2 protein-coding genes and 1 tRNA gene are annotated in these 2,174 nt (G+C 63.2%); all 3 read left to right on the top strand.

The window, feature by feature from the left end:
• The first annotated feature begins 241 nt into the window (after window positions 1-241).
• The 3 genes from QZ409_RS14370 to QZ409_RS14380 all read left to right on the top strand — a co-directional run bounded on the left by QZ409_RS14370 (window position 242) and on the right by QZ409_RS14380 (window position 2,075).
• Window positions 242-1,555 (top strand): TAXI family TRAP transporter solute-binding subunit, encoded by a 1,314-nt coding sequence (locus QZ409_RS14370; RefSeq protein ID WP_296712632.1) that lies wholly within the window; start codon window positions 242-244, stop codon window positions 1,553-1,555.
• Between the two features lie 122 nt (window positions 1,556-1,677).
• Window positions 1,678-1,764, top strand: a tRNA-Leu gene (locus QZ409_RS14375).
• Between the two features lie 80 nt (window positions 1,765-1,844).
• On the top strand, window positions 1,845-2,075 hold the full coding sequence (locus tag QZ409_RS14380) for a DUF6538 domain-containing protein (protein WP_296712635.1): 231 nt from the start codon (window positions 1,845-1,847) through the stop codon (window positions 2,073-2,075).
• Window positions 2,076-2,174 lie beyond the last annotated feature (99 nt).

The following is a 2,174-nucleotide window of genomic DNA, read 5'->3' on the forward strand; positions in this document are numbered from 1 at the left end:
CCGCAGACGCTGACCGGCCGGCCAAGGCAGGCTTACCTGACCTGGAAGGAAAAGCTCCAGCCGCTCGGCTACAAGCTCGCCGCACAAATCGTCGATTGGCCCAATGGCGTGCCAGGCGACGTCGGACTCTATATCTCCTGGGGTTGAGACCGCCTGGCTGACCGCGACGCGACGGCGGGCCTCCGCCGTCCGTCTCGTCCAAGCCGGGATTCTGTCTCGTTCGCGCCGTCGGAGGAAGTGATTGACCAATTTCTGGCGGCGAATTTTCGCCTTGATCGCGCTGGCTCTGGCTCTGGGCCTTGGCGCGGGCGTCTGGCGCCATTTCTCGCAGCCCAAAATCCTGACCGTCGCCGTGGGACCGGCCAATTCCGACGACGCTGATTTCATCAACGCCTGGAGCCGGCTTCTCGCCGCCGACGGCGGCCATGTCCGCCTCAAGGCCGTCCCGACCTCCGGCCCGGTCGAATCGCTTGAAAAGCTGAAGAGCGGCCAGGCAATGCTGGCCGTCGTGCGGACCGATGTCGCGAGCGCCGTGAAGGCCCGCGCCGTCGCGCTGCTGCACAGCGATCCGGTTGTCATCGTCGCGCCGGAAAAGGCCAAAATCGAAAATTTCGGACGCCTCAAGGGCAAGACAATCGGCGTGATCGGGCCGCCCGGGGCCAATGACGCCCTGATCGAGACCTTGCGGCGGCATTTCCGCGTGAGCGTGAATGTCGTCGAGCTTCCGGCCGTACCGGCCCAGATCGCGGCGGCTTTCCATGACGGCAAGGTGGACGCCCTGCTCTTCGTCGCGCCGACCACGCGCGGCGCGATCGTGGCTGAAAACTGGGCGGTGACGCGCCGCGCCATAGGAAAAAATCTCGGCCTTGTCCCCATCGACGAAAGCGACGCCATCGCCGAGGCCGCGCCGGCTTATGAATCGGGCGAAATTCCCGCCGGCCTGTTCGGCGGGACGCCGCCACTGCCCGCCGAAGACGTTTCGACCCTGCGTGTTCCGACCTATCTGGTCGCCGAACGCGACGCGCCCAATGCCGCGATCACGCAACTGACGCGAAACCTGTTCGAGAACCGCCAGCGCATCGCCGGCGACGCCTCCGTCGCCAGACTTGTCAAGGCGGCGAGCGTCGAAAAGGACGCCGTTTTCCCGGTCCATCCCGGCGCGCAGACCTATTATGACGGCGAGGAGACGAGCTTTCTCGAGCAATATGGCGACTGGTTCTATTACGGCCCGCTGCTGCTCGGCGCGCTGGCGTCGGGCGCGATGGCGGCGCTGCGCTATCTCGGCTTGATGCAGACGAAAGAAACCAGCGAAAGCCTGCTGGCCAAAGTGCCCGAGGTGATCGCCTTGATCAAGGCTGCCACGACGACGGAGGAGCTTGACGAAATTCGCGCGGGGATCGACCTGGCGGTCGAACGCTTCACCCATGACGTCGTCAAGGGCAATGTCGAAGAGCAGAAGACAGCGCCGATCGCGCTCGCGGTGGATTACCTCGGCCGGATGATTTCCGAACGGCGAAGGGAAATCGCCGGCCGCGCCCGCGAGGCGTCGCCATGAACGTACGCAGCGGGCAACAACTCGGGCGTCCGGGGCGCGGCGAAGGGCCCGTGACGTTTTCTTGAAACTTCCGCTGCGTTTGAGTTGACAGGGGCGGAACGCGCCCTTAGAAAACGCCCCGGGCCCAGGTGGCGGAATTGGTAGACGCACCAGCTTCAGGTGCTGGCGCTCGCAAGGGCGTGGAGGTTCGAGTCCTCTCCTGGGCACCAACGTTTCAAGGGAACTCCCTTTCGAAACAACGACTTAGATGACTGTCCGTAGACCCGATGGTGACACAAAGGGTGCTACAATGGCGATTGTCGTCTGCCAAGCGGGGGCTTTGAGGCTTACCGTGAAATACGTGACCACCTGGAAAGACGGCATTTTCTACTACGCTCGGCGTGTGCCTGCGGACATGAAGCAGCACCACCAAGGCAAGGCGACTATCCGGCAGAGCCTCAAGACCAGAGACCCGCTCGTTGCCGCCCGCGAAGCCCTGAATGTTGATTTCCGTTTGGAACTGACCCGGGATTTTCACTGAGAAGTGACCCGCCTTTTTATGTTCCTGCGGTCAGGTTTTGGTCAAGGCATTGGCTTTCTCCTTTCGTCCTTTTGCGGTTGCGGCGCTGGCCTTGAAGCG

The organism is Rhodoblastus sp. (assembly GCF_019449565.1).
Lineage (GTDB): Bacteria > Pseudomonadota > Alphaproteobacteria > Rhizobiales > Beijerinckiaceae > Rhodoblastus.